This window comes from Sphingopyxis sp. (assembly GCF_965279755.1).
GTDB lineage: Bacteria > Pseudomonadota > Alphaproteobacteria > Sphingomonadales > Sphingomonadaceae > Sphingopyxis.
In genome coordinates this window covers 3,117,086-3,141,425 of the sequence record NZ_OZ257261.1, presented here as the reverse complement: position 1 = coordinate 3,141,425, position 24,340 = coordinate 3,117,086, and the positions used below count along the sequence as shown (strand labels likewise).

The following is a 24,340-nucleotide window of genomic DNA, read 5'->3' as shown; positions in this document are numbered from 1 at the left end:
TGCCAAAAAGAAGGGCGCGTATTTCCCGAAAGCCGGAAATGCGCGCCCTATGCGAAATAAAATGTCGCGGAATGCCTTACATCTTGGGCAGCAGCACCGCATCGACGACGTGGATGACGCCGTTCGACTGGTCGATATCACCCTGCGTCACCACCGCCTTGTTGCCGCTGGCGCTGGTCAGCAAAATCTGCTCGCCGCTGATCGTCGCGGTCAGATCCTGACCATCGGCGGTCTTCAGCGTCGCGCTGCCCTTGCCCTCCGCGATCTTCGCTCTGATGTCGTCGGCGGTCAGCTTTCCCGGGACGACATGATATTTGAGGATACCCGCCAGTACCGTCTTCTGCGCCGGTCGCATCCAGCCGTCGCGCTGCACGGCAGGGATCTGGGCAAAGGCCTCGTCGGTCGGCGCAAAAACCGTGAAAGGGCCGGTGCCCGACAGCGTTTCTGCCAGATCGGCCTGCTTGATCGCGGCGACGAGCTGCTTATGGATCGGCGAGGCCGAGGCATTCTCGACGATCGTCTTCGCCGGCAGCATCTCGGCGCCGCCGACCGTTGGATTGGCGCTCGCAGTGACGACATCGCCGGTAGCGCCGGCCTCAGCCTGAGTTGTCGGCGGCTCGGGCGTCTTGTTGCACCCAGCCAGCGCGAGGCCCGCAGCGAGCGCGGTCGTCAACAGCAATGTTCTGGTCACCGATATTCTCCTTTGAAACCATGACGGGGTTGCCAAGGATCCAACTGAATCCGCGGGTCACCCGCATCGAAACGCGCCCTGCGACGCGAAAGTTTCAAAAGAAAGACAGCCTCGGCGGTTAGCCGAGCAACCGCTCGTTCACGACCTTGCCGCCCTGCGTCAGGCGCACCGCGTTGCCGATTTCTTCGTCGAGGACCGGCTTGCCCGCTTCCTTGTCCCAGAAGGCCGAAAGGAAGTTGAACAGGTTGCGGCTGAACAGCGCGCTGGTGTCGGCGGGCATCAGCGCCGCGATATTCTGCGCGCCGATCACGGTGACGCCGTGGATGCGCTTCGCTTCGCCCGAGACCGATCCTTCGACGTTGCCGCCGCTTTCGGCCGCCATATCAACGATCACGCTGCCCGCGCGCATCGTCGCAAGCTGGGCGTCCGAAATGAGCCGCGGCGCGGGGCGCCCCGGGATCAGCGCGGTGGTGATGACGATGTCCTGCTTGGCGATGTGCGACGACACGAGTTCGGCCTGCGCCGCCTTATATTCGTCGGACATTTCGGTGGCGTATCCCCCTGCGCCTTCGCCCTCGATCCCTGCGACGGTCTCGACGAAGATCGGCTTGGCGCCGAGCGACATGATCTGTTCCTTGGTCGCCGCGCGCACGTCGGTCGCGCTGACCTGTGCGCCGAGGCGACGTGCGGTCGCGATCGCCTGAAGCCCTGCGACGCCGACGCCCATCACGAACGCCTTGGCGGCGCTGACGGTGCCTGCCGCGGTCATCATCATCGGGAACGCGCGGCCATAGGCGTTCGCCGCCATCAGGACGGCCTTGTAGCCCGCAAGATTCGCCTGGCTGGAGAGGATGTCCATCGACTGCGCACGCGTGATGCGCGGCATGAATTCCATCGCCAGCGCTTCAAGGCCAAGCTTGGCATAGTCGTCAACGCGCGCGCGCTCCCCGAACGGGTTGAGCCCCGCCGCAAGCCATGCACCGTCGGCAAAGCCCTTCAATCCCTTGGGATCAGGGCCCTGAATAGCGAGAATGATGTTCGCGCCCTTCAGCACATCGGCGCGCGCGGCAACGCTCGCACCCGCGGCGGCATAGTCGGCATCGGCGATCGACGCCTGCTCCCCTGCCCCGGCTTCAACGGCTACCTCTGCGCCCAGACCGATGAACTTCTTCACGGTTTCGGGGGACGCGGCGACGCGGGTCTCGCCAGCGGCGAGCTCCTTCAGGACAGCGATGCGCATGCCGGGAGGCCGGTCAGGAGATGATCAGGACGACAAAGACCGCAACGATCGCGGTCAGAATCGAGCCGACCTTCAGCAGGTTCAGGAAACCTGCATAGGTTTCGTTCGCCGCCTTCATTTCCTGCTGTGCCATGACCTGTCCCCTTTGCCTGTTGCCCGGAAAAGCGCGCGCCCGCGCGCCCAGAATCGGACGTCGCGCTGGTCTTAGCCACGCTGTCAGCGATGCTCAAGGGGCGGTTTGGTCAAAAGCCCTTGGCAAGGGTAAATGTCCAACGGCCTTAATGGCCCCTTTACCCCTTGCAGCTACATCTTCGGGTACTCGCGGAATACGGCATGGCAAATGCCGCCAAATGGGGGCAGAATCAAAACGATGGCGAACGCTCGCGACACGCGAATGGTGATGATCGTCGACAGCGAACCCGCTCAGCAGCGCTTCCTGTCGGCGCTGGTCGCGCGTGGCGGCTGGCGCAGCGTCGTCGCCGGCGACACCGACACCGCGCTCGCGAAGCTCGGTACGCAGGAAGGCATGGCACTTGACGCGGTGCTCGTCGACCAGGGCGCGCCGGGCATGGACATCGCCGAATTCGTCGCCGAACTGCGCCGCTGGCGTCCTGCGCTGCCGCTGATCGTCATCACGATGCGCAACGGGGTCGAGATCGCCGTCGCGTCGATGCGCGCCGGCGCAAGCGATTTCGTGCAAAAGCCGATCGCACCCGACCGCCTGCTCGGCGCACTCGACCGCATCGTCGCACCGAGCGGCCCGCAGGCCGAACTTCGCCCGCTCACCGAAAAACTTCGCGCGCCGCTGGCATTCGAGGAAATCATCGGGTCGAGCCCCAATTTCCGCAGCGCGCTCGCCATTGCTGCCAAGGCCGCGCGGGCGCGCGTGCCGGTGATGATCAACGGCAAGCCGGGCACCGGCAAGGAAGTATTCGCCCGCGCGATTCATAGCGCCAGCCCGCGCGCGCGCGGACAGCTCGTCATGGTCGACTGCTCGGCGGTTTCGCCGGGGCTGATCGGGTCGGGCCTTTTCGGCCATGAGCGCGGCGCCTTTCCGGGCGCGTTCGACCGGCAGATCGGCCGGCTCGTCCAGGCCGACGGCGGCAGCATCATCATCGACCATGTCGAATGCATTCCGCTCGAAACGCAGGCGAAGCTCGTCGAATTCCTGAACAGCGGCGAGGTCCAGATGATCGGCGGCACGATCCGCCAGAGCGTCGACGTCCGCATCATCGCGACGACCACGAGCCCGCTCGACAAGCTGATCGAGGCCGGTCACTTCCGCGAAGACCTGTATTATGCGCTGTCGACCGCGCAATTCACCCTCCCCTCGCTTTCGGAACGCCGCGGTGACGTCGGCCCGCTTGCGCGCCATCTGCTCGCGCGCATCGGCGGGCTGCCGGGCATGGGTCCGATCGGTGTCACCGACGATGCGCTGCGCCTGCTTGCAGCCTATGCCTGGCCGGGCAACGTCCGCCAGTTGCAGGACGTGCTGTTCCGCGCCGCGACATCGAGCAAGACCGACGTACTCACCAGCGCCGATTTCAAGGCGATCGAGGCCGCCCTCGGCGGCGGCACGCCCGGCGGCGAAGGCGACGTCGCGATCAATGGTGAAGCGATCGGCGTCACGCTCTATCTGCCTGACGGCAATCTTCGTCCGCTCGAGGAGATCGAGGCCGACGTAATCCGCCTTGCCATCGGCCATTACCGTGGCCGCATGAGCGAAGTCGCCCGCCGCCTCGGCATCGGCCGCTCGACACTCTATCGCAAACTCAGCGATCTCGGGATCGACACGGCCGCTTAAGCCGTCAGCGCCGCATCGCGCAGGCCGCGCCATACCCGCAATGCCTGCCGCGTTTCGGGGACATCGTGCACGCGCAGCAGTTGCGCGCCCTGTGTCGCCGCCTGATAATGGAGCGCGATGCTGCCGCCGAGCCGCTGGTCGGCGGGCGCCTCGTTATCGAGAGCGCCGATCATCCGCTTGCGGCTAGCACCGAACAATATCGGACAGCCGAGCGTGTGGAACAATGCGATGGCGTTCACCAGCGCGAGATTGTCGGCAATGCCCTTGCCGAAACCGATGCCCGGATCGACGATGATCTTCGCCGGAGCGATGCCCGCCGCCTTGCACGCCGCAACCCGCTCGGCGAGCAGGTCATAGACGTCGAGAACGGGATGCACATAGGCGCCGCCCTCATGCGGATCGCTCTTCGCCGACGGCGCGTGCATCAGCACCACCGTGCAGCCCGATTTCGCAACCACGTCCATTGCGCGCTCGTCATAGCGGAGCGCCGAGATATCGTTGACTATCGTCGCCCCTGCCGCGAGAGCAGCCTCCATCACCGCGGCCTTGCGCGTGTCGATCGACACAGCAACCCCGCCGCGCGCCAGCGCTGCGACGACGCCCTCAACGCGCTGGATCTCGTCGCCTTCCCAGACCAGCGGGGCGCCGGGACGGGTGGACTCTCCCCCGACATCGACGATCGCCGCGCCCGTCGAGGCCAGCGCGAAGCCCGCCTCGGTCGCCGCCGCCGTGTCGACATGCTTGCCGCCGTCGGAAAAACTGTCGGGCGTAACGTTCAGAATGCCCATGATCTGCGGCTCGCCGAGACGCACGACGCGCTCGCCGAGCTGCAGGCTGCCGCGTGGCCGCGCCACCGCCGCACGCTGTGTCCTTGCCGCCGCGCCCAGATGATCGGGCATCGCCGCGATCCAGCTATCGAGTTCGGCAACCGGCACAATCGCCGATTTTACCGCATCATTATCACGCAGAGTGACATGCCAGGCCGCGAACCAGACCATCGTATCGGCAATGCGCAGGCAATCATCGTCCAGCTCGTGCGGCCGGTCGACGAAGCAGGCCGGACGCAGATAGACGCGTGCGTCTTCCCAGGTCTTGCCGAGATCGGGCTTGGTCAGCGGCTGGAACATCAGACCTCGTTCGCGAGCAGCCAGTCCTGCCGCACCGCATCGATCACGCGCAATTCCTTGCCGGTATCGATGTGCCAGAAGGTCCAGCCGTTGCAGCTCGGCGCACCCTGCAGGGTCGCGCCGACCTTGTGGATCGATCCCGCGGGCTGGCCTTCGCATTCCAAGCTGCCGTCAACGCGGACTTTCGCCTTCCAGCGGCGTTTCGTGTCGGTCAACACTGTGCCCGGTGCGATCATGCCGCATTCCACCAGCGTGCCAAAAGCAACGCGCGTCGCGGCCTTGGGCGCCATCATCGTCTTCACCGCGCTCTCGTCGAGCGGCAACGCCAGCTCGATGCGTTCCAGCGCAGCCTCGATATAATCGTCCTCGCGCTCGATGCCGATGAAATGGCGGCCAAGGCGCTTCGCCACCGCGCCGGTCGTGCCCGTCCCGAAGAAGGGATCGAGGATCACGTCGCCCGGGTTCGAGCAGGCGAGCAGGATACGATAGAGCAAGGCTTCGGGCTTCTGCGTCGGGTGCACCTTGGTGCCGCCCTTCTTCAGCCGTTCCTGACCACCACAGATCGGGATCAGCCAGTCCGACCGCATCTGCAGCTCGTCATTCAGCGTCTTCATCGCGCGATAGTTGAAGGTGTAACGCGACTTCTCGCCCATCGACGCCCAGATCAGCGTTTCATGCGCGTTGGTGAAGCGCGTGCCCTTGAAATTGGGCATCGGGTTCGCCTTGCGCCATACGATATCGTTGAGGATCCAGTAGCCATTGTCCTGCAGCGCGGTGCCGACGCGGAAGATATTGTGATAGCTGCCGATGACCCAGATGCTGCCGTTCGGCTTCAGGATGCGCTTCGCTTCCTTGAGCCATGCTTGGGTGAAGCGGTCATAGGTCGCGAGGCTGTCGAACTTGTCCCAATCATCGTCGACCGCGTCGACCTGACTGCCGTCCGGACGCAGCAGATCGCCGCCGAGTTGGAGGTTATAGGGCGGGTCAGCGAAGATCATATCGACCGAGGCGGCAGGCAGCGAGCGCATCATCTCGACGCAATCGCCCTGCAGGATGCTGTCGAGCGGCAGGTCCGCGGGGTCGACTTTCGGCGTCCGCTGCTTCGTCGCCGGCGCCTTGACCCGTTCCATCACACCCATGTCCGCACCCCGTCGTTGCCCTGAAAGAAGGCCCTGATGAGTCAGGCGACACCCGCCGTCAAGCGCAGGACTCTAGGGATTCTGCGTCACTAACTGGTTAACGGAACGAGAACGAAAGGAGTCTGCCACGACATATGGAGTCCGTGCCGACTCGGGGACTCAACCACTGGTGGTGTGGCGAAGAGGACTCACTCGTGGAAAATATTTTCATCAGAGCCCCGGATCGACTCCCGTAAGCTCGATCGAGCGCCGCCACAGCTCACGCGCCAGCTTCGGGTCGCGCGCCGCACGCGTCGCGCGCGCCGGACCCGACCGCCCCGATATCTCGCCCAGTCCCTGCGGACCCAGATAATCGCCGCCTTGGACATTGGCGCCGGTCGCGGCCTGCAAGGTCGGCCACGCGCCATGCGCCGCGCTGTTGAAGAAGGGCGTGGCGAGCGGCGTCATGTTGCGTAGCGGGAACGGAAGATGCCGCGTCAGCTCGGTCAGCGCCACACCGGGATGGCAGCCGATCGCCTGCGTCGCGCGGCCCGCGGTGCTCAGCCGCCGGTCGAGTTCGACCATGAAGAGCAGATTGGCGAGCTTGCTCATCTGGTAGCGTTGCCAGTTGTGATAACTGCGGCTCGCGACAAGGTCGCTGTAGTCCATCGTGCCGCCCTTGTGCGCGATGCTGCCGGTGACGACGATGCGGTCGTCGACATGGCCATGCACAAGCCCCGTGAAGGCAAAGGTGCCGAGATGGTTGACGCCGAACTGCAGCTCATAGCCCTGCTTCGTCAGCGTCTTCGGCGGAATCATCACACCGGCATTGTTGACAAGGACATCGAGACGCGGAGCCGCGAGCACCGCCTGCGCTGCGTCTCTGACCTGATCGATGTCGGCGAGATCGAGCGGCAGGAACGACAGATCAGCTGCGGGGAATTCGTCAGCGATCCGCTGCATCGCCGCCTCGGCGCGATTGGCATCGCGGCATGCGAGCACGACATGCGCGCCGCGCGCCACCAGCACCTTCGTGACCTCGAAGCCAATGCCGGCATTGGCGCCGGTGACGATGAAACGCCGCCCGGTCTGCGTCGGAACATCGTCAGCCGTGAACCCGTTCCGCATCGCCCTCTCCTGCCCGTCAGATCAGCGTCAGTTGTGCGACCGGCGCAAAACTCGACCGGTGGTGCGGCGTGGGTCCATGCGTGCGGAGCGCCGTCAGATGTTGCGCGGTGCCATAACCCATATTCGTCTCCCAGCCAAAGCCCGGATACTCGCGCGCCGCGTCGACCATGAAGCGGTCGCGATGTTCCTTGGCGAGGATGCTCGCCGCCGAAATGCAGGGATGTAGCGCATCGCCACCGACGATGGCACGGGCCGTATAACGCCATCTGGGCAACCGGTTGCCGTCGACCAGCACCTCGGCCGGCTCGAACCCCAGCGCGTCGACCGCACGCGTCATCGCAAGGAAGGTTGCCTGCAATATGTTGATGCTGTCGATCTCGGCAACGGTCGCCTCGCCGACCGCCCAGCGACACCGCGCCTTGATCAGGACCTCCAGCTCGCCGCGCCGCTTCGCGGTCAGTTTCTTGCTGTCATCGAGCCCGTCGATGCCGCCTTCGCAAAGCAGGACCGCCGCGGCGACCACCGGCCCCGCCAGCGGCCCGCGACCGGCCTCGTCGACCCCGACGATCATCCGATCCGCCAGGGCGGATAGCGACGATATTCGGCCGCCTGATACAGACAAAGGCGGTTGCCCGCCGGATCGGACAGCCGCGCCTCGCGCCAGCCCCAATCCTCGTCCTTCGGCATCTGGTCGAACTGCACCCCGCGCCGCGCCAGATAGGCAACCCAGGCGTCGAGCGCGCCGCTTTCCAGATAGGCGGTCGCGCCGCCCGCCGCGCCGTCGCCGACATGAATCGACAGCGTGACGCCGTTCGCCGCCTCGAAGCGCGCATAGCCACCAATTCCGTCAGCGTCGGGACTATCGACGATCTGCGTCAGGCCAAGCTGTTTGTAAAAGGCGACCGACACCGCATAGTCGTTCGCAGGCAAGGCGATCTGGTTGAGCGCGGGGCCGGTGAACAGCCCGTCGTTGCGCACCATCTGCTGTCCCATCGGGCCGTGCCCGTTGCCGAGCCTCGGCGCATCGAGCAGCGACAGACGCACGAAATCGCGCGCGCGCGCAACGGCCGGCTCCAGCGGCATGCCTTGGGCCAGACCGCACGCAATCGCGCTGGCGAGCGTGCAGCCGGTGCCATGGCTGTGCGGCGTGTCGATCCGCGGCGCTTCCCAGCGCGCGACCTCGCCCTCGCCGGTTTCGAGCAGGCGATCGATCACCGTCTCGCCCTCAGCGTGACCGCCCTTGACCAGCAGCGAGCAGCCGTGCGCGAGGATCGCCTCCTCACCGCCCAGCGCTTCGAGTTCGGGCAGGTTCGGCGTCGCGACCATCGCGCGGTCGAGCAGCGCGCGGAACGCCTCGATCGTCGCCGCATCGGCCAGCACCGATCCGCTCGTCGCGATCATCACGGGGTCGAACACGACCGCCGCCTGCGCAAGGTTGGGCTGCGAGAGCCGCTCCGCGACCGCCGCCGCAGTTTCCGCGCTGCCGATCATCCCGATCTTCACGGCATCGACGCCAATATCCGACGCGACGCTGTCGATCTGCGCGATCACCATGTCGGTCGGGATCGCGTGGACGCCCTGCACGCCGAGCGTATTCTGCGCCGTAATCGCCGTGATCGCGGTCATCGCATGACCGCCCAGCATCGTGACCGTCTTGATATCGGCCTGGATACCTGCACCGCCTCCGCTGTCGGAGCCGGCGATAATCAGGACGCGTGCGGTCACCCCTTGAACTTCCGCTCCGTCGAGCCGGGGAATTTGTGCAGCGCCGCGCCTTCGCGCAGCGGACGGTCGAGCAGGTCACCGCCGCAATTGGGGCAGGTCTCGTCCAGCTTGTCGGCGCAGGTCGCACAGAAGGTGCATTCGAACGAACAAATAAAGGCGCCATGGTGATCGGCGGGCAGATCGCGTCCGCACTTTTCGCAGTCGGGTCGCATTTCAAGCATGGTTATTCTCCTGCTGCGACGCGCACAGCGTCGCAGATCATATCAACGATTGTCTCGACCTGCCCGGCATCATCGCCTTCGGCCATGACGCGAATCACCGGTTCGGTTCCCGATGCGCGAATAACGAGCCGTCCGCGTCCGGCCAATGCCGCTTCGCCCTCTGCGATCACGGCCTGCACCTTTGCGTTATCGAGCGGCTTGCCGCCGGCGAAGCGGACATTCTTCAAAAGCTGCGGCACCGGGTCGAACTGATGCAGCAATTCGCTGGCCGGCTTTGCCGCGCCGACCAGTTCGGCAAGCACCTGCAACGCCGCAAGCGTACCGTCGCCGGTGGTCGCATGATCCGACAAGATCATATGCCCCGACTGCTCGCCGCCGACATTGAACCCGCCGCTCTTCATCCGTTCGAGGACATAGCGGTCGCCGACCTTGGTGCGTTCGAGCCGCAGCCCTTCGCCTTCGAGGAATCGCTCGAGGCCAAGGTTCGACATCACCGTAGCGACGACCCCGCCACCCTTCAGCCGACCCTGCCGCGCCCAGCTCGCGCCGATCAGCGCCATGATTTGGTCGCCGTCCACGATCGCGCCCTTTTCATCGACGACGATCAGCCGGTCGGCATCGCCGTCGAGCGCGATACCGATGTCGGCGCCGCTCGCGACGACCGTTTCCTGGAGAAGGCCCGGCGCGGTCGATCCGCATTTGTCGTTGATGTTGATGCCGTTGGGCGTGACGCCGACGGCGACGACATCGGCGCCCAGCTCCCAGAACACCGTCGGCGCACTGTTGTAGGCGGCACCATTGGCGCAATCGAGAACGATCTTCAGCCCGTCAAGCCGCACGGACTCGGGCAGGCTCTGCTTCACCGCGTGAATATAGCGGCCCCGCGCATCCTCGATCCGCTTGGCGCGGCCGATATGGTTCGGGTCGGCGAGCTTCGGCTCGACGGTCAGCAGATGCTCGATCTGCGCCTCATCGGCGTCGGACAGCTTGTACCCGTCGGGGCCGAACAATTTAATACCGTTATCGAAAAAGGGATTGTGGCTCGCCGAGATCATCACGCCGAGATCGGCGCGCATCGACCGGGTCAGCATCGCCACCGCCGGGGTCGGCATCGGGCCGACCTGTACGACATCCATGCCCACGCTGGTGAAGCCCGCAACCAGCGCATTTTCGAGCATATAGCCCGATAGGCGCGTGTCCTTGCCGATCACGACGCGGTGCTTGTGGTCGCCGCGCAGGAAATGCGCGCCCGCCGCCATGCCGACGCGCATCGCGACCTCGGCCGTCATCGGAACCTGATTGGTGAGTCCGCGAATCCCGTCGGTTCCGAAAAACTTGCGCATGCGACCCCTGCTACCTAAGCCGTGAAGCGGACAAGACCTGCTCCGGCACCCCGGAATGGCCCTCGTCGAGCGTTTCCCGGCCCAAAAACCGGTTCCACTTTTTCCGGGAGGTGCTCTAAGTCACGCTCATTTGCTTGGCAAGCTGGCCGGAGGTTTTGAACTTGAAATCGGCATGGATTATCCTTTCGGCGCTTATCGCCGGCATGTTGCTCGGCATCGCGGTCGAAATGATCTCGGTCGGCTGGGGCACGGCCAGCCTGCCCTATATCGAGACGGTCGGCCTGCTCTGGCTCAACGCGCTCAAGATGACGATCATTCCATTGATCGTCGCGTTGCTGGTCACCGGCATCACTGCGACCGCCGACGCCGCGCGCGCGGGCAAGCTCGCCGGACGCGCCGTCGCCATCTTCATCGGCGCCAACATCCTTGCCGGCCTGATGACGTTGGTCGTGCTGCCGCTGTTACTTGGCGCTTTTCCGATGTCCGACGCCGCTGCGAACGGATTGCGTCATGGTCTCGGCGGCCCGACCGAAAGCGTCGCATCGCCGACCTTCGCCGACTTCATTCTCGGCCTGATCCCGACCAATCCGATCTCGGCAGCGGCCAACACATCGATCCTCCCGCTCATCGTCTTTACGACGATCTTCGCCTTCGCGATCACGCGCATCGGCACAGCGGAACGCACAACGCTCTCGGGTTTTTTCAAGGCGCTCGGCGACGCAATGCTGGTCGTGATCGGCTGGGTGCTCGCGCTGGCGCCGATCGGGGTCTTCGCGCTCGGCTATGCGCTCGCGGTCAAGGCCGGGGTCGCGGCCTTCGGCGGGCTACTCCACTATGTGTTGATGCTTTCGGCGATCGGCGTCTGCACGATTATTCTGGCGCTGCTTCTGGCGATCTTCGTGGTCGGCATCCCTTTGCCGCGCTTCGTCCGCGCGATGGTTCCGACCTTCGCCGTCGCGCTCAGCACCCAGAGTTCGCTCGCCAGCCTCCCCGCGATGCTGCGCGCGTCAGCCGAGCTCGACGTCGATCCGAAGAAAGCCGATATCGTGCTACCGCTGGCGGTCGCGCTGTTTCGCTTCACCAGTCCGGCGATGAACCTTGCGGTCGTCGTCTATGTCGCCTGGCTCTTCAAGGTTGAGCTGACGCCATGGGAGATGGCGGTGGGCCTGGGCGTCGCACTCGCTGCGGCACTTTCCTCCGTCAGCCTGCCCGGCTCGATCAGCTTCGTGACGGCCATCGCACCGATCGCGATCGCGATGGGCGTGCCCGTCGCGCCATTGGGGCTGCTCGTCGCGGTCGAGACCTTCCCTGACATCTTCCGGACGATCGGCAACGTTATCGCCGACGTCGCCGCCACCAAATATGCCGCCGACGGAGTCGGTGACGAGACAGCAGGAGAGACGCCATGAAATATCGCACGCTCGGCCACGGCCTCGAAGTATCCGCGATCGGCATCGGCTGCATGCCGATGATCAAGGGCGGCAACATCCTCTATGGCGAGGCCGCCGACCTCGATGAATCGACGCGTACCATTCATCGCGCCATCGACCTTGGCGTCACCTTTTTCGACACCGCACAAATCTATGGCCCCTTCACCAACGAAGAGCTTGTTGGCGAAGCGATCAAGGGCAAGCGTGACGGGCTGGTCATCGCGACCAAGTTCGGCTTCAAGTTCGACGGCAACCAGATCGTCGGCGTCGACGGTAGCCCCGAGAACGCCCGCCGCGCGTGCGAAGGCTCGCTCCAGCGGCTCGGTATCGACACGATCGACCTCTTCTACCAGCACCGCGTCGATCCGTCGGTGCCGATCGAGGAAACCGTCGGCGGGATGATGGAACTGGTGAAGGAAGGCAAGGTCCGGCACATCGCGCTCTCCGAAGCCGGTCCCGAGACGATCCGCCGCGCCGCCAAGGCCGCGCCGATCACCGCGCTGCAAAGCGAATATTCGATCTGGGAACGCGAGGTCGAGACCGAGATTCTGGCTGCCTGCCGCGAGAACGGCATCGGCTTCATTCCCTATTCGCCGCTCGGCCGCGGCTTTCTGGCGGGCACGATCCGCAGCCGCGACGAGTTGCCCGCGAATGACTGGCGCCGCAACGACCCGCGCTATTCGGAGGAAAATCTGCCCGCCAACCTCGCGATCGTCGACTCGATCGCCAGCGTTGCGGCGAAGCACGGCGTGTCGAATGCGCAGGTCGCGCTGGCATGGCTGCTCGCGCAGGGCGACGACATCGTCCCCATCCCCGGCACCAAGCGCCGCGTGACAATGGAGGACAGCGTCGCGGCGGCCGACGTCACCCTCACCGCCGACGATCTTGCCGTGATCGACGCCGCCGCGCCTGTGGGTGGGACAAACGGCCCGCGCTACGGCGAAATGGGTATGCGGATGGTGCGGCTGTAAACCAAGCCAACGTCGTCCCGGGACATCTCCTGCATTCATCCTTGACCCTGTAGTTCATACAGGGTTTAGAGGGCTCCGCATCGCGCCTTCAAAAGGATATTCCGATGCTCAAGCTCATCCCGATTCTGGCTCTCGCTCTTGTCACCGCGACCACCCTGCTGCGCGGGCGGCGTGTTCGCAGCGAGTCCGGCATCAGCGCCTGGGCATTCCGCGACGCCCGTGGCGGCCAGCGTGTGACGGGGTTGCTATTCGCGCTGCTGGTCGTTGCACTCGGTATCGCGGCCGCACTGATCGCGACGGACGACGCGGAGGGCCTCAACCTCATGGCCGGTGCGTTTCTCTCGGCCGCCGGTGCCGCGACCGTCATCGTCGCGCAGATCCAGATGGGCGCGGCATGGCGTGTCGGGGTTCGCGACCGCGATGCCCCGCTTTTCGTCACGGCCGGACTGTTCCGTTTCAGCCGCAATCCGATCTTTGTCGGGATGATCCTGATGGCCGCCGGAATCGCGCTCTCCGCGCAAATCTTGTGGGTGTCGGCCGCAGCCGTAGCTTTCACGGTCGTGTGTGCGTTGCAGGTCCGGGTCGAGGAAGCGCATCTCTCACGCGCATTCGGCGAAGCCTATGCCGCCTTCTGCCGGACGACGCCGCGCTGGCTGCTGTTCTAGGCCGGCTTCGCGGCCATCACGCGCAGCCGGGTCGCATCCCAGTCGGGAAAGCGCCAGAAGGTCGGGCTGTCCCGCCCGACGATGCGCGGATTCTCCGCCGAGGGCGCGATCGGGCGGTCACGCGGCTCGCATTCCATCAGCGTCTCGCAATCGAAAAAGGCGCGGACGACGACATTCTCATAAGCATCACCGTCGCTGCCCATCACGATGCCGAGTTCACCGGTCGACAGGCGGACGAGCGTGCCGACGGGATAGATGCCGAGGCTGTCGGCAAAACGGTCGAGCAGCGCGGGGTCGAAATGGCCGTCCCAGCCCTGCATTTCGGTGAGCGCCTCGCACGGCGTCCAGCGACGCTTATACGGACGGTCCGAGGTTACCGCGTCATAGACGTCGCAGATGGCGCCCATGCGGGCGAATAGCGATAACGCCTCTCCGCGCAGCCCGCCCGGATATCCGGCGCCGTCCATCTTTTCGTGATGGCGCAGACACACCTCGAGCGCAGCTTCAGGAACTCCCGACGAATTTTCGAGCAGGCGATGGCCCGCAAGCGGATGCCCGCGAACCGACCGCATCTCGCCATCGGACAGGCCGCCCGGCTTGTTCAATATATCTTCGGCAACCGCGACCTTGCCGACATCGTGAAGCAGGCCGGCGACACCCAGATCCTCGATCACGGGATCCTCAAGACCCAGATGGCGACCGAAATTCATCATCAGCGCCGCGACGGCGACCGAATGAAGATAAGTATATTCGTCCTTTTCCTTCAAACGGACGAGATTGATCAGCGCCCTGGCGTCGCGTTCGATCGACTGCCCGATCGCGCGCGCCAGCGGCACCATGCGCCGCGCCTCGACCGCACGGCCCAGCCGCGCGTCCTCGAACATCGTGGCGACGGCTTGTTTCGACCGCTCGATCGCCCGCTTGGCGCGTCGGCATTCGGGACCATAGCCGGGTCGGCGACGGAGTTCCTCGCGTTCGGTCGACGGCGGCGGGCCAAAGCTGATCGGCTGGCGCCGCGGCGCGGGCTCGTCTTCGATCAGGGCGACCGGAGATGCATTGCCGTTGTCTTGCGACACCGAGGCGGCATCCGCGACGACGCTCCGGCTCCGGTCGATTACCAGCGCCTCGATCGCCGAATTGCGGATACGCAGAAGCTGTTCGGATGTCTCGAGCCGGAAATTCCGGCGCCAGAACGGGTGATCGAACCACGAGCCGTCAAAGCCGTGGACGAACATGCCGATCTCGGCATCCTCCGGTCTGATCCGAACCAACATTCCTACACGGTCCCAAAGGTCGAACGACGCCCCCGCCGACGTCAACCTGCACCGCTACAACGCTTTTTCTTAAATTGGCGTATATCCCGGCGCTCAGGCCAACCGGTTTCAGAGCCGAGAGATATGAACGCGGTTCCGTCCCGCTTCTTTCGCCTCGCAAAGCGCGCGGTCACATTGGGTGAGCAGATCGCGCGGGCTGACGTCGGCCAGTTCCGACGCAATCACGCAGCCGCAGCTGACGGCGAGGCGCGGCGCATCGGGCGATCCGGGATGGGTGATGTCGAGCCCGGCGACCTGACCCAATATACGCTCGATCAGCGCCTCGGGCTCTTCGACGCCGGGCAGCAGTAGCAGAAATTCGTCGCCGCCATAGCGCGCCGCCAGATCATAGGGCCGGCGTGCCGCCGACTGCAGGATATCTGCGACCGCCTTCAACGCCTCATCGCCGCGCACATGGCCCTGCTCGTCATTGAAAAGCTTGAAATGATCGAAGTCGATCATCGCGAGCGTCAGTGGTTCGCCCGTCCGCGTCGCGTGGAGGCAAGCTTTCGCCAGCTCCTCGTCGAGCGCCCGGCGGTTCGCGAGGCCCGTCAGTAGGTCGCGTTCGGACACGAAATCACCCAGCCTGCGCGTGATGCCGAGGAACAGAAGCTGACCCTCTATCGTCTCGCGCGTCAGGCTGAGCTCCATAGTGACGCTCGCCTCGCCCTTGCAAATCGCGACATCGCGCTGTCGCACCCGCAAGGCTCCGCTCCATGGCCCGGCCGAAGCGTCCAAGACGGAGCCCGGAAAGACGTCCCCTACCGACAGGCCGAGCAGCTCGTCCCGCGAATAGCCGAGGTCTCCACAGAATTGGGCATTGCCGTCCAGAAAGCGCCCCGCGGCGTCATGCAGGAAAAATCCGTCGGGCGCTGTTTCCAACAGAATACGAAATGCTTGAGGATCGATGTTTGGCACAGGTCTCACCGCGTTGAACTAACCCCTTCCGCATTTGCAGAATTTATCCCGACAAACCAGCGTTCAAACATGGCGCTCGGCGCATTTTCATCGCGTTCGCCGTGCCCGCCGGCTTGCCAATCGAGACCGGGCCGGCTAGGAGCCGCGCCAGCCAAATCCCGGCCACACCCTGAAACGGAAAGGAACGATCATGCGAACCGCTGCATCTTGCACGCCTCACATCCTAACTTTCCACCGTCATCAGGATTCTGTGACATGGGCAATTTGCTTGCAGGCGGCACCGCTCGCCTGACCCTTTCGCTTCGTCCCGCCGCAGCGGGCACAAGCTTTTCCTTCAATACCGCTGGCGTCGCATCGGCCGCCTCCCGTTTCGGGGAGGTTCGTCATGCGCGCTGATATGTTCAAGGTCATCGTCGAGCGCCCGCGCTGGGCGTCGCGGCACGCCGCATCCGTCAAACTCAAGAGGAGCGATCCCGGCATTCATTTCATCGGCCACAAGCGTCACGCCAAGACAGCCGCACCCTATCACAAGCATCTCAACGAGAATCTCGCCCCGCTGATCCGCTTCCTGCGGAGCCGGCGCGGTCGCCGCTGGGACGATGTCTTCGCCGAAATCTGCGCCGGGCTCGACACCGGCAGCACGGTAAAGATGCACGTCCGCCAGCATCTGGATGACTTCGTCGCATCGCGCATCTCGATCGGGCGCCATGGCGAATGGCTGTTCGATGGCCGGGTGCTGGGCCGGGCGGATCGTTGGGGCTGGCGCCGCTGGTCCTTTTTCGTCGACCCCGCCGACGGCATCCTGCGCGACGGCGCCGACCTGGCTTGGTGCCTGCCGCCCGCCAATCGTGCCACGAAAGGGGGTCCGCGATGAGCGACACCCCGATCGCGCTGATCGGCGCCGATCCCCACCAGTTCGATCCAGTCGCGATCGACCAGCTCGAACGCACCGCCGCGATGCCCGGTATCGCGCGGGTCGTCGGCTTGCCCGACCTCCACGCGGGACGCGGCATCGCGGTGGGGGCGGCATTCTGGTCGCCTTCTCATCTCTATCCGCACCTCGTCGGCAGCGACATCGGCTGCGGCATGGCGCTGTGGCAGACCGATGGCGCGTTGCGCAAATTCCGCCTCGACGCCGCCGAGCGCAAGCTGCACGGGCTCGACGGCCCTTGGGACGGCGATGCCGCCGCAGTGCTCGAAGCGGCGGAACTTCCTGCCGATCTCGCCGATGCATCGCTCGGCACGATCGGCGGCGGCAATCATTTCGTCGAGCTGCAGCGCGTCGAGGAAGTCGTCGATTCCGAACGCTTTGCCGCGCTGAACCTCGCCACCGACCGTATGTGGATGATGGTTCACAGCGGTTCACGCGGGCTCGGTCAAGCCATCCTCGACAGATGGACCGCCCGCGGAGCCGTCGAAGGTCTGGTCAGCGACAGCGATGAAGGCCGGGCCTATCTGGCGGAGCATGATCGCGCGCTGGCGTGGGCCATCGTCAACCGGCGAGTCATTGCAGTGCGCTTCCTTGCCGCGCTCGGCCTCAATGGGCGCGGCCTGCTCGACATCTGCCACAACAGCGTCACCGCGCACGGCGATGGCTGGCTCCATCGCAAGGGTGCTGCACCGGCAGACCGCGGGCTGGTCGCCATTCCCGGCTCGCGTGGCGATTTCAGTTATCTGGTCGAGCCGCTGTCCGACAATGCCGACACAGCGCTTCACTCGCTCGCGCATGGCGCTGGCCGCAAATGGAGCCGCGGCGACGCCCGCGCGCGGCTGTCGAAACGCTTCAGAGTAGCCGATCTCGAACGCACCGCGCTCGGCAGCCGGGTGATCTGCGAGGACAAGCAGCTGATTTTCGAAGAGGCACCCCAAGCCTATAAGGACATCGCGCGCGTGATCGCCGATCTCGAAGAGGCGGGCCTGATCCGCACCATCGCGCGGCTCCGCCCGCTGATCAGCTACAAGACGAGACGTATATGACGACCGAGATCATTATGCACCTTTCGTCGGGCGGCGGCCCTGCCGAATGCCGCTGGGTTCTTGCGCGCCTCGTCCGCGCCTTCGTTCGCGAGGCACAGGGCTGCAATGCCCTTTGCGAACCGCTCGAACCAATCGGCGACGATCCGGCTTCGCTGCTGCTCCGCGTCTCGGGATCCGGCGCCGAAAGCTTCGCACAGGACCGGACAGGCACGATCCTATGGACCGGACAAAGCCCCTTCCGCCCCACCCACAAGCGCAAGAACTGGTTCGTAGGCGTTTCGCGCGTCGGGATGGCCGAGGAAGCCGGCGATCTGCGTGACACCGACATCGACTATCAGGCGATGCGCGCGAGCGGCCCCGGCGGACAGCATGTCAACAAGACCGACAGCGCCGTCCGCGCGACGCACCGTCCGACGGGGCTGGTCGCGGTATCGCAGGAGCAACGCTCGCAGCACGCAAACCGCAAGGTTGCGCGGCTGAAACTCGCGCTGCTGCTTGCCGAACGCGCCGAGGCAGCCGAAGGCGAAGCCCGGCGCGCGGCGTGGGATCGCAACCAGAGCCTCGAACGGGGCAATGCGGTGCGGACCTATGCCGGCTCTGATTTCCGCCTGAAAAGGCAGTGATCGCGCCGTCGCCGGTCAATCCCCCGCAAAGTCGAAAGCGCTAACCCCGCGCTCGCCTTCGCGGAAGCGCAGCGGGCGGCCGAGCGGCGGCATCGAGCGCTGGACGCACCCGGTACGCGTGCAACGACGGCACCCGAGCCCGATCGGGGTTGCGGGGTTGCGCATCAGGTCGACCCCGCGCGCCGCGATCAGCGGCGCAGCGACTTTGGCATCGACACCGACGCACACAGCGAAGCGCGCGGGCGTGCCGCTGCCCGTGGCGCCGGGGGCCGCGACCGAACGGCTTTGCGTGAACCAGCGCGAGCCATCCTCAAGCTCCACGAGATCGGCGACAACCTCGCCGGGCCGCGCGAACGCTTCATGCACGCCCCACAGCGGGCAGCGCGCATCGCCATCGACGAGCGGCGACTGGCTCGCCCCCGCATAGCGCTTGCTCCCCTGTCCTGCGCGATCGACGCGCATCATGAAGAAGGGCAACCCGCGTGCGCCGACGCGCTGGAGCGTCGTCAGCCGGTGCGCAACCTGCTCGTACCCCGCGCCGAAACGGCGCTGGAGCAACAGCAGATCATATCCCGTCGCATCGCAGGCACGCAGGAAGCGACCGTAAGGCATCATCAGCGCCGCCGCGAAATAATGGATCAGGTGCCGCTCGAACAATCGCGCCGCAGCAGCCTCGGCGAACTCGGCGCCCGCGACGAGCGCATCGATCTCGGCCTTCGCCTCGATCTGGCCGAGCGTCGCCGCCGCCTGAAAGGTGCGCGAGGCCGGGCGCAGCAGTTCGTTCAGCATGAGTTGCCGCGCGTGCCAATCGAGCCAGCGCAGCCGGTCGGGCATGACGTCGGCGGGCAATATGCGGATGCCGAGCTGATGCCGCGTCCGCAAGCGCTCTGAAATGGTGCCGTAGAGATCGCCGCCCGCGAGCCGCAATTCGTCTGCCAGTTCCTCGGCGCGCGCGTCGAGGTCGGGGAAATGGTTGCGCCACTTCTCGATGGCACGGCGCACGGCGGCGACTTCAGGCGCATCGCCTTGCACTTCGCCGCGCTCTTCGGGGGCGGCGTCGAACAGGCGCGCAAAGGCCGCAGCAGTCGCCGGCGCACTCTGCAGCCACTCTTCGACCTCCTGCGCCCCAATGCCAAGGTCGGCAAAGCGGGGATCGGCCAGCCGCCGCCGGAGGCCTGCCAGTCCGCCCGGAACATCCTCGGCGCCCAGTTTCGCCGCGTCAAACCCGAACCGCTCGGCCAGCCGCACGATCACCGTCGCCGACAGCGGCCGCTGCCCATGCTCGATCAGGTTGAGATAGCTTGGCGAGATGTCGAGCGCCTCAGCCATCGCTGCCTGCGTCATCGCAGCCTCGCGCCTTACCTTGCGCACCGCCGGCCCCGCAAACACCCGCCGCTCCGCCATCGTCTGTAACTTTCTTTACTAATTTACACGCATTTTTACACCGAATAGCTATATTTCACAAATATTATTGACAAAGCTTTTCACTTTCGGCGCGAGGCAGAGCAAATCTTGCCCATCACCCGACCGCTCTCCCGAACTGGTCGCACCGAAAGGACAGGATCATGGGCTACCAAGAAGATATGGCACAGGCAGGCCGCCTCATCCGCGATTACGACGGCACGTGGGATGGCATCAGCGGCGAAAGCGTCGCCCGCATGCGCGCCCAGAACAAGTTCCGCACCGGCATCGACGTCGCCCGCTACACCGCGCGCATCATGCGCGCCGACATGGCCGCCTATGACGCCGATCCCGCGAACTACACCCAGTCGCTCGGCTGCTGGCACGGCTTCATCGCGCAGCAGAAGATGATTTCGATCAAGAAGCATTTCGGCACCGTGAAGGGGCGCTACATCTATCTGTCGGGCTGGATGATCGCAGCTCTGCGCAGCGAATTCGGTCCGCTGCCCGACCAGTCGATGCACGAAAAGACCAGCGTTCCGGCGCTGATCGAAGAAATCTACACCTTCCTACGCCAGGCTGACGCCCGCGAACTCGGCGGCCTGTTCCGCGAGCTCGACGCCGCACGCGCCGAAGGCGACGAACTCAAAGCCAAGCAGGTTCAGGCCGCGATCGACAATCACGAAACGCATGTCGTGCCGATCATCGCCGACATCGACGCGGGCTTCGGGAACGCCGAGGCGACCTATCTGCTCGCCAAGAAGATGATCGAGGCCGGCGCCTGCGCGCTGCAGATCGAAAATCAGGTTTCGGACGAAAAACAGTGCGGCCATCAGGACGGCAAGGTCACCGTGCCGCACGAGGATTTCATCGCGAAAATCCGTGCCTGCCGCTATGCCTTCATGGAACTCGGCGTCGAGGACGGCATCATCGTGACGCGCACCGACAGCCTCGGCGCGGGCCTCACCAAGCAGATCGCCTTCTCGAAGGAGCCGGGCGACCTTGGCGACCAGTATAACAGCTTCCTCGATTGCGAAGAGGTCGACGGCGCGGGCAACCCCGGCGACGTCCTGATCAACCGCGACGGCAAGCTGATGCGCCCGAAGCGCCTGCCCTCGAACCTCTATCAGTTCCGTTCGGGAACCGGCGAGGACCGCTGCGTCATGGACTGCATTGCCTCGCTTCAGAACGGCGCCGATCTGCTGTGGATCGAAACCGAAAAGCCGCACATCGAACAGATTGCCGGCATGGTTGACCGCATCCGCGAAGTCGTCCCCAACGCGAAGCTGGCCTATAACAACTCGCCGAGCTTCAACTGGACGCTGAACTTCCGCCAGCAGGTGTTCGACGCATGGAGTGCCGAGGGCAAGGACGTCAGCGCCTATGACCGCGCCAAGCTGATGAGCGCCGACTATGACGCGACCGAGCTCGGTGAAGAAGCCGACAACCGCATCCGCACCTTCCAGCGCGACGCGGCAAAGCGGGCGGGCATCTTCCACCACCTCATCACGCTGCCAACCTATCACACCGCGGCACTGTCGACGGACAATCTCGCCAAGGAATATTTCGGCGACGAAGCGATGCTGGGGTACGTCAAGGGCGTCCAGCGCGCCGAGATCCGCCAGGGCATCGCCTGCGTCAAGCACCAGAACATGTCGGGCAGCGACATCGGCGACGACCACAAGGAATATTTCGCCGGCGAAGCGGCCCTGAAGGCCGCTGGCAAGGACAATACGATGAACCAGTTTGCGGCCTGACGGCCGCAGGGGGAACCAGTTAGCCCCCTGATCCGAGACTGGCGCGAGGGATTCGTTGCACCCCTCGCGCCAACCTTTCTGGCGCGGAGTCCCTTGCAAAAGCCCGCGCTTTCCGAGCTTTCCTGGGGAGGAAAGCCTGCCCGTCGGAAGCCGAAAGGCCTCCGGCGGGCATTTTCGTCAAAAATGACTATTTTATGACAACGTTTACCCTTGCTCCAAGGGTTCGGCCCATGCATCATGCTGCAATGCACAAGAAGAATCTCCTCCCCCGGATGTGCGGCCGATGAGCGACACGCGCCTGAAAATGATGGAAGCGATCGCCCGTCGACGTACCGTTTCTGCCGATTATAACGGCAACCGCATGACGCTCGCCCCGCACCAGCTGTTCGAGCGCCACGGCGCGCTGTTCGTCAGCGCTCTGAATCTCGGCAAGACGTGGCGCTCCGAAGAAGAGCGGCGCCTCGGCCATTTCAAGCTCGACGGGCTCCGCGCGCCCGAACTCGGCGACGAGGAGTTCGATCCCCTGCCCTCGTTCGAGGCGGCTGCACCGCGCGACGACGACATCCTGCTGATGGCGGTATAAAGGGCCGGCGTTTCTGCCAGCCCTTTACCCTTGCTATCCCCGGGGGGTGTCTTCGGCCTTCGTCTTCACGAGCGACCAGATCACGCCACCCGCGATCAGCGCGACCGTCACGCCGAGGCTGACGAGCGGCGGGAATTTGTCGCCGCCCAGAATGAAATCGGCGACGAAGATCTTCGATCCGATGAAGACGAGCACCAGCGCGAGCGCATATTTGAGATAGTGGAACCGGTGCACCATCGCCGCGAGCGCGAAATAGAGCGCGCGCAGGCCAAGGATCGCCATGATGTTCGACGTATAGACGATGAAGGTGTCGGTCGTGATCGCGAAGATCGCGGGCACGCTGTCGACCGCGAACACCAGGTCGGCAAGATTGATGACCACGAGTGCAAGGAACAACGGCGTCGCGGCGAGCGCGAGCCGCCCCGTCTTGCTGTCAGGCACCTTCACGAAGAATTTCTCGCCGTGCAGTTCGTTCGTAATCGGGATGTGGCGCGACAGCCATTTGACGACCGGATTGCCCGCAACATCCATGGGTTTGTCGCTGGCGAACAGCATCTTCACGCCGGTGAAGATCAGGAAGGCCGCGAAAATATAGAGGATCCAGCCATATTCGGTGACCAGCGCCGCGCCGCCCGCGATCATGATGCCGCGCAGCACGATCACCGCGACGATACCCCAAAGGAGCGCGCGATACTGGTAGCGCGCCGGGATCGCGAAGGTCGCGAAGATCAGCGAAATCACGAAGATATTGTCGATCGACAGCGCCTTCTCGATGAAGAAGCCGGTATAATATTGCAGGCCGGCCTCGCCGCCCTTCTCGATCCAGATCCACGCCCCGAATGCGAGCGCGATGGTGATGTAAAGCGCCGAGAGCTTCAGGCTCTCGCCAATCCCCATCTCCTTGTTTTCCTTGTTGAGGATGCCGAGGTCGAACGCGGTGAACGCGACGACGAGCGAGATGAACGCCAGCCAGAACCACGCCGGGGTGCCTAGCCAGTCGGCAAAGAGAAATTCCATGATGATTGTCCCTGGAACGCACCAAAAGCGCCGTCCCTGCGGGGCGGCGCCTCTGATGTCCTGTTATGTTGGATCAGAGCGCGAGCGCGGGCTGACGCAACAGACCGGCGAGACGCTGGCGAATGGCGAACTTCAGCGTCTGAAGCCGGAGCAGCCTGAACGGGTCGGCGCCACGGCGGCGATTCTCGCGACGCAGCGCGTCATCGATCCTGCGATGCAGTTCGGTGAGCCGGTAAAAGCGCGATTTGAAAGTCATAAAGGGCCTCCTGATTGATGAAATCAAGCAGGTGACGCCGATACCGGACCCGGGTTTGAGGGGGGAGGTAGGCCAAGCATCGGTGTCACCCGATGCGGTCCGACATCACGTGGTGGAAGGGGGCTTCCACCGACGCCAGAGGGGCCCGGCCCGCATGAGTCCCATTTAGGGTGTCCGATCGGATGTTTCAAGCCTTTGCCCCCGCCCCCGCCATCATGCTAGCGCACAACAGCATCGGATCGCCGAGCTTCGAGGGGAAATCGCATGTCCGTCCTGATCGACCATGATGGCCCGGTGACAATCGTCACGATCGACCGCCCGACGAAGAGGAACGCGGTCGATCCCGGCACGGCGATCGCGCTTCGCGACGCGTTCGCGGCCTTTGCCGCCGAACCGGATGCCCGCGTCGCGATCTTGACCGGCAGCGTGGGGCATTTCTGCGCGGGCTTCGACCTCGGTGCGGTCGGTGCGACGCGCTACGACCCTGACGGACCGGGACCGATGGGGCCGACGCGGATGCTGCTCGACAAGCCGGTGGTCGCTGCGATCGAGGGTCATGCCGTCGCTGGCGGGCTGGAACTCGCGTTGTGGTGCGACATGCGTGTTGCAGCGGAAAGCGCCATCTTCGGCGTCTATTGTCGCCGCTGGGGCGTGCCGTTGATCGACGGGGGCACCGTCCGCCTGCCACGTATCGTGGGGCAAGGCCGCGCGATGGACATGATCCTGACCGGCCGCCCCGTCGCCGCCGACGAGGCGCTGCGTATCGGTCTGGCTGACCGCGTGGTTCCCGATGGAGAGGCGCTGTCCGCTGCGATTGAACTTGCAAAACATATCGCCGCCTTCCCGCAGATCTGCATGAACAGCGACCGGCTGAGCACCTATCGCCAATGGGATTTCGATATCGAAGGCGCGTTGGCGCACGAAGCCCATGCGGGCGTCGCGCCGCTTCGCGAAGGCGCTGCGGTGGGCGCCAAACGCTTTACCGACGGCGTTGGACGCGGCGGCAGCTTCGCCGCATTCAAGGGGGAATGA

25 protein-coding genes are annotated in these 24,340 nt (G+C 64.8%); 10 read left to right on the top strand and 15 right to left on the bottom strand.

Translation table 11 applies throughout. The annotated features are described in order from the left end of the window. Positions 1-76 precede the first annotated feature (76 nt). The 3 genes from ACQY80_RS15435 to ACQY80_RS15425 form a co-directional block, all read right to left on the bottom strand. Entirely contained in the window at positions 77-691 is a 615-nt protein-coding gene (locus ACQY80_RS15435) for a fasciclin domain-containing protein (RefSeq protein ID WP_428681386.1), read from the bottom strand. A gap of 118 nt (positions 692-809) precedes the next feature. Next, positions 810-1,931: an NAD(P) transhydrogenase subunit alpha gene (locus tag ACQY80_RS15430; protein WP_428681384.1), complete on the bottom strand. Its 1,122-nt coding sequence runs from the start codon at positions 1,929-1,931 to the stop codon at positions 810-812. A gap of 13 nt (positions 1,932-1,944) precedes the next feature. Continuing rightward, on the bottom strand, positions 1,945-2,064 hold the full coding sequence (locus tag ACQY80_RS15425) for an aa3-type cytochrome c oxidase subunit IV (RefSeq protein WP_428681382.1): 120 nt from the start codon (positions 2,062-2,064) through the stop codon (positions 1,945-1,947). Between the two features lie 237 nt (positions 2,065-2,301). Here ACQY80_RS15425 and ACQY80_RS15420 point away from each other — a divergent pair, with 237 nt between their 5' ends. Next, positions 2,302-3,735 carry a sigma-54-dependent transcriptional regulator gene (locus ACQY80_RS15420; protein WP_428681380.1) on the top strand — a complete coding sequence of 478 codons (1,434 nt, stop codon included), beginning with the start codon at positions 2,302-2,304 and terminating at the stop codon, positions 3,733-3,735. On the opposite strand, the gene folP is transcribed toward ACQY80_RS15420, so the two are convergent. The 7 genes from folP to glmM all read right to left on the bottom strand — a co-directional run bounded on the left by folP (position 3,732) and on the right by glmM (position 10,397). Next, positions 3,732-4,862: a dihydropteroate synthase gene (gene folP / locus ACQY80_RS15415; RefSeq protein ID WP_428681378.1), complete on the bottom strand. Its 1,131-nt coding sequence runs from the start codon at positions 4,860-4,862 to the stop codon at positions 3,732-3,734. The genes ACQY80_RS15420 and folP overlap by 4 nt on opposite strands. Next, entirely contained in the window at positions 4,862-6,001 is a 1,140-nt protein-coding gene (locus ACQY80_RS15410) for a site-specific DNA-methyltransferase (protein ID WP_428681376.1), read from the bottom strand. The genes folP and ACQY80_RS15410 overlap by 1 nt, the downstream gene beginning before the upstream one ends. Before the next feature lie 210 nt (positions 6,002-6,211). Beyond that, entirely contained in the window at positions 6,212-7,108 is an 897-nt protein-coding gene (locus ACQY80_RS15405; protein ID WP_428681374.1) for an oxidoreductase, read from the bottom strand. A 16-nt stretch (positions 7,109-7,124) separates the two neighbouring features. Then, complete coding sequence (locus ACQY80_RS15400) at positions 7,125-7,679, bottom strand: ribonuclease HII (protein ID WP_428681372.1); 555 nt, start codon at positions 7,677-7,679, stop codon at positions 7,125-7,127. Beyond that, positions 7,676-8,833: a bifunctional hydroxymethylpyrimidine kinase/phosphomethylpyrimidine kinase gene (thiD, locus tag ACQY80_RS15395; RefSeq protein WP_428681370.1), complete on the bottom strand. Its 1,158-nt coding sequence runs from the start codon at positions 8,831-8,833 to the stop codon at positions 7,676-7,678. Before thiD ends, ACQY80_RS15400 begins: the two co-directional genes overlap by 4 nt. Continuing rightward, on the bottom strand, positions 8,830-9,054 hold the full coding sequence (locus ACQY80_RS15390) for a DUF1272 domain-containing protein (RefSeq protein WP_428681368.1): 225 nt from the start codon (positions 9,052-9,054) through the stop codon (positions 8,830-8,832). Before ACQY80_RS15390 ends, thiD begins: the two co-directional genes overlap by 4 nt. 2 nt (positions 9,055-9,056) lie before the next feature. Further along, positions 9,057-10,397 (bottom strand): phosphoglucosamine mutase, encoded by a 1,341-nt coding sequence (gene glmM / locus ACQY80_RS15385; protein WP_428681366.1) that lies wholly within the window; start codon positions 10,395-10,397, stop codon positions 9,057-9,059. A 161-nt stretch (positions 10,398-10,558) separates the two neighbouring features. Here glmM and ACQY80_RS15380 point away from each other — a divergent pair, with 161 nt between their 5' ends. From ACQY80_RS15380 to ACQY80_RS15370, 3 genes are all read left to right on the top strand, one after another. Then, positions 10,559-11,806 (top strand): dicarboxylate/amino acid:cation symporter, encoded by a 1,248-nt coding sequence (locus ACQY80_RS15380; protein ID WP_428681364.1) that lies wholly within the window; start codon positions 10,559-10,561, stop codon positions 11,804-11,806. Beyond that, entirely contained in the window at positions 11,803-12,798 is a 996-nt protein-coding gene (locus ACQY80_RS15375; RefSeq protein ID WP_428681362.1) for an aldo/keto reductase, read from the top strand. Before ACQY80_RS15380 ends, ACQY80_RS15375 begins: the two co-directional genes overlap by 4 nt. A 104-nt stretch (positions 12,799-12,902) precedes the next feature. Then, on the top strand, positions 12,903-13,463 hold the full coding sequence (locus ACQY80_RS15370; protein WP_428681360.1) for a methyltransferase family protein: 561 nt from the start codon (positions 12,903-12,905) through the stop codon (positions 13,461-13,463). Here ACQY80_RS15370 and ACQY80_RS15365 read toward each other — a convergent pair. Both ACQY80_RS15365 and ACQY80_RS15360 read right to left on the bottom strand, forming a co-directional pair. Then, positions 13,460-14,737 (bottom strand): HD-GYP domain-containing protein, encoded by a 1,278-nt coding sequence (locus ACQY80_RS15365; RefSeq protein ID WP_428681358.1) that lies wholly within the window; start codon positions 14,735-14,737, stop codon positions 13,460-13,462. The two genes, ACQY80_RS15370 and ACQY80_RS15365, sit on opposite strands and share 4 nt — an antisense overlap. A gap of 108 nt (positions 14,738-14,845) precedes the next feature. Then, entirely contained in the window at positions 14,846-15,694 is an 849-nt protein-coding gene (locus ACQY80_RS15360; RefSeq protein ID WP_428681356.1) for a sensor domain-containing diguanylate cyclase, read from the bottom strand. Between the two features lie 385 nt (positions 15,695-16,079). Between ACQY80_RS15360 and ACQY80_RS15355 the strand changes: the two genes are divergently transcribed. Genes ACQY80_RS15355 through prfH form a run of 3 tightly spaced genes read left to right on the top strand, consistent with a single transcriptional unit; the run spans position 16,080 to position 18,294 of the window. Beyond that, positions 16,080-16,568 carry a hypothetical protein gene (locus ACQY80_RS15355; RefSeq protein WP_428681354.1) on the top strand — a complete coding sequence of 163 codons (489 nt, stop codon included), beginning with the start codon at positions 16,080-16,082 and terminating at the stop codon, positions 16,566-16,568. Continuing rightward, complete coding sequence (locus ACQY80_RS15350; RefSeq protein ID WP_428681352.1) at positions 16,565-17,671, top strand: RNA ligase RtcB family protein; 1,107 nt, start codon at positions 16,565-16,567, stop codon at positions 17,669-17,671. The genes ACQY80_RS15355 and ACQY80_RS15350 overlap by 4 nt, the downstream gene beginning before the upstream one ends. Next, positions 17,668-18,294 (top strand): peptide chain release factor H, encoded by a 627-nt coding sequence (prfH, locus tag ACQY80_RS15345; protein ID WP_428681350.1) that lies wholly within the window; start codon positions 17,668-17,670, stop codon positions 18,292-18,294. The genes ACQY80_RS15350 and prfH overlap by 4 nt, the downstream gene beginning before the upstream one ends. A 15-nt stretch (positions 18,295-18,309) precedes the next feature. Here prfH and ACQY80_RS15340 read toward each other — a convergent pair whose 3' ends face one another. Then, a complete protein-coding gene (locus tag ACQY80_RS15340) occupies positions 18,310-19,698 on the bottom strand; it encodes a helix-turn-helix domain-containing protein (RefSeq protein WP_428681348.1) in 1,389 nt (462 codons plus the stop codon). Positions 19,699-19,859: 161 nt separating this feature from the next. Between ACQY80_RS15340 and ACQY80_RS15335 the strand changes: the two genes are divergently transcribed. Beyond that, positions 19,860-21,452, top strand: coding sequence for an isocitrate lyase (locus ACQY80_RS15335; RefSeq protein WP_428681346.1), 1,593 nt, complete (start codon positions 19,860-19,862; stop codon positions 21,450-21,452). A 283-nt stretch (positions 21,453-21,735) separates the two neighbouring features. Then, entirely contained in the window at positions 21,736-22,035 is a 300-nt protein-coding gene (locus ACQY80_RS15330; protein WP_428681344.1) for a WYL domain-containing protein, read from the top strand. A gap of 33 nt (positions 22,036-22,068) precedes the next feature. Here ACQY80_RS15330 and ACQY80_RS15325 read toward each other — a convergent pair whose 3' ends face one another. Next, the gene (locus tag ACQY80_RS15325) at positions 22,069-23,052 is read right to left on the bottom strand and encodes a TerC family protein (RefSeq protein ID WP_428681343.1); all 984 of its coding nucleotides are present in this window, start codon (positions 23,050-23,052) and stop codon (positions 22,069-22,071) included. Between the two features lie 73 nt (positions 23,053-23,125). Next, positions 23,126-23,308 (bottom strand): DUF465 domain-containing protein, encoded by a 183-nt coding sequence (locus ACQY80_RS15320; protein ID WP_428681341.1) that lies wholly within the window; start codon positions 23,306-23,308, stop codon positions 23,126-23,128. Positions 23,309-23,572: 264 nt separating this feature from the next. Here ACQY80_RS15320 and ACQY80_RS15315 point away from each other — a divergent pair, with 264 nt between their 5' ends. Further along, positions 23,573-24,340, top strand: coding sequence for a crotonase/enoyl-CoA hydratase family protein (locus ACQY80_RS15315; protein ID WP_428681339.1), 768 nt, complete (start codon positions 23,573-23,575; stop codon positions 24,338-24,340).

What these genes read in the sequence shown, in the direction of transcription:
- ACQY80_RS15390 (WP_428681368.1), bottom strand. Translation starts at nt 9,054, where the DNA reads ATGCTTGAAATGCGACCCGACTGCGAAAAGTGCGGACGCGATCTGCCC.
- ACQY80_RS15410 (WP_428681376.1), bottom strand. Translation starts at nt 6,001, where the DNA reads ATGGGTGTGATGGAACGGGTCAAGGCGCCGGCGACGAAGCAGCGGACG.
- ACQY80_RS15315 (WP_428681339.1), top strand. Translation starts at nt 23,573, where the DNA reads ATGTCCGTCCTGATCGACCATGATGGCCCGGTGACAATCGTCACGATC.
- folP (WP_428681378.1), bottom strand. Translation starts at nt 4,862, where the DNA reads ATGTTCCAGCCGCTGACCAAGCCCGATCTCGGCAAGACCTGGGAAGAC.
- glmM (WP_428681366.1), bottom strand. Translation starts at nt 10,397, where the DNA reads ATGCGCAAGTTTTTCGGAACCGACGGGATTCGCGGACTCACCAATCAG.
- ACQY80_RS15365 (WP_428681358.1), bottom strand. Translation starts at nt 14,737, where the DNA reads ATGTTGGTTCGGATCAGACCGGAGGATGCCGAGATCGGCATGTTCGTC.
- ACQY80_RS15320 (WP_428681341.1), bottom strand. Translation starts at nt 23,308, where the DNA reads ATGACTTTCAAATCGCGCTTTTACCGGCTCACCGAACTGCATCGCAGG.
- ACQY80_RS15400 (WP_428681372.1), bottom strand. Translation starts at nt 7,679, where the DNA reads ATGATCGTCGGGGTCGACGAGGCCGGTCGCGGGCCGCTGGCGGGGCCG.
- ACQY80_RS15405 (WP_428681374.1), bottom strand. Translation starts at nt 7,108, where the DNA reads ATGCGGAACGGGTTCACGGCTGACGATGTTCCGACGCAGACCGGGCGG.
- ACQY80_RS15370 (WP_428681360.1), top strand. Translation starts at nt 12,903, where the DNA reads ATGCTCAAGCTCATCCCGATTCTGGCTCTCGCTCTTGTCACCGCGACC.
- ACQY80_RS15355 (WP_428681354.1), top strand. Translation starts at nt 16,080, where the DNA reads ATGCGCGCTGATATGTTCAAGGTCATCGTCGAGCGCCCGCGCTGGGCG.
- ACQY80_RS15330 (WP_428681344.1), top strand. Translation starts at nt 21,736, where the DNA reads ATGAGCGACACGCGCCTGAAAATGATGGAAGCGATCGCCCGTCGACGT.
- ACQY80_RS15420 (WP_428681380.1), top strand. Translation starts at nt 2,302, where the DNA reads ATGGCGAACGCTCGCGACACGCGAATGGTGATGATCGTCGACAGCGAA.
- ACQY80_RS15325 (WP_428681343.1), bottom strand. Translation starts at nt 23,052, where the DNA reads ATGGAATTTCTCTTTGCCGACTGGCTAGGCACCCCGGCGTGGTTCTGG.
- ACQY80_RS15335 (WP_428681346.1), top strand. Translation starts at nt 19,860, where the DNA reads ATGGGCTACCAAGAAGATATGGCACAGGCAGGCCGCCTCATCCGCGAT.
- ACQY80_RS15340 (WP_428681348.1), bottom strand. Translation starts at nt 19,698, where the DNA reads ATGGCGGAGCGGCGGGTGTTTGCGGGGCCGGCGGTGCGCAAGGTAAGG.
- ACQY80_RS15350 (WP_428681352.1), top strand. Translation starts at nt 16,565, where the DNA reads ATGAGCGACACCCCGATCGCGCTGATCGGCGCCGATCCCCACCAGTTC.
- ACQY80_RS15375 (WP_428681362.1), top strand. Translation starts at nt 11,803, where the DNA reads ATGAAATATCGCACGCTCGGCCACGGCCTCGAAGTATCCGCGATCGGC.
- ACQY80_RS15430 (WP_428681384.1), bottom strand. Translation starts at nt 1,931, where the DNA reads ATGCGCATCGCTGTCCTGAAGGAGCTCGCCGCTGGCGAGACCCGCGTC.
- ACQY80_RS15425 (WP_428681382.1), bottom strand. Translation starts at nt 2,064, where the DNA reads ATGGCACAGCAGGAAATGAAGGCGGCGAACGAAACCTATGCAGGTTTC.
- prfH (WP_428681350.1), top strand. Translation starts at nt 17,668, where the DNA reads ATGACGACCGAGATCATTATGCACCTTTCGTCGGGCGGCGGCCCTGCC.